Raw genomic sequence first — 1,190 nt, forward strand, 5'->3', positions numbered from 1 at the left:
ATTAACCTTCGATTTCTGTTACTACGCCAGCGCCTACTGTATGGCCACCTTCGCGGATCGCGAAGCGAAGACCTTCTTCGATAGCGATTGGAGTAATCAATTCGATTTCCATTGTTACGTTATCGCCAGGCATACACATTTCTACACCTTCAGGAAGGTTTACAACACCTGTTACGTCTGTTGTACGGAAATAGAATTGTGGACGGTAGTTGGAGAAGAATGGAGTATGACGGCCACCTTCTTCTTTAGTCAATACGTATACTTCTGCTTTGAATTTTGTGTGTGGGTTGATGGAGCCTGGTTTAGCCAATACTTGACCACGTTCGATGTCTTTACGATCAACACCACGAAGCAATGCACCTACGTTGTCACCTGCTACTGCAGAATCCAACACTTTACGGAACATTTCAAGACCTGTTACTACATATTGTTCAGCTTTTTCTTTCAAGCCTACTACTTCAACAGTATCACCAACGTTTACTTGACCACGTTCAACACGGCCAGTTGCTACTGTACCACGACCAGTGATTGTGAAAACGTCTTCCACAGGCATCAAGAATGGTTTATCAGTATCACGAACTGGTGTTGGGATGTAGGAGTCTACAGCGTCCATCAATTCGTCAATTTTAGCTACATATTGAGCATCGCCTTCCAAAGCTTTCAACGCGGAACCTACAACGATAGGTACTTCGTCGCCAGGGAATTCGTAGGAAGAAAGAAGTTCACGAACTTCCATTTCTACCAATTCGATCAATTCTTCATCGTCAACCATGTCAGCTTTGTTCAAGAATACTACGATTGCAGGAACACCAACTTGGCGAGCCAACAAGATGTGTTCGCGAGTTTGAGGCATAGGGCCGTCAGCTGCGGATACAACCAAGATAGCGCCGTCCATTTGAGCCGCACCAGTAATCATGTTTTTAACATAGTCAGCATGGCCTGGGCAGTCAACGTGTGCATAGTGACGGTTAGCAGTTTCATACTCAACGTGTGCAGTGTTGATTGTGATACCGCGTTCGCGTTCTTCTGGAGCTTTATCAATCATGCTGTAATCTTGGAAGTCAGCTTGACCTTTTTCAGCCAATACTTTAGTGATTGCAGCAGTCAAAGTAGTTTTACCATGGTCAACGTGACCGATTGTACCGATGTTAACATGCGGTTTCGTACGTTCAAATTTTTCTTTTGCCATT

1 protein-coding gene is annotated in these 1,190 nt (G+C 44.5%); it reads right to left on the reverse strand.

Annotation, left to right across the window (positions count from 1 at the left end; all coding sequences use genetic code 11):
* Window position 1: 1 nt before the first annotated feature.
* On the reverse strand, window positions 2-1,189 hold the full coding sequence (gene tuf, locus DWV85_RS09280) for an elongation factor Tu (RefSeq protein ID WP_012864763.1): 1,188 nt from the start codon (window positions 1,187-1,189) through the stop codon (window positions 2-4).
* Window position 1,190 lies beyond the last annotated feature (1 nt).

Source organism: Veillonella sp. AF13-2 (genome assembly GCF_003603295.1).
Lineage (GTDB): Bacteria > Bacillota > Negativicutes > Veillonellales > Veillonellaceae > Veillonella > Veillonella parvula_E.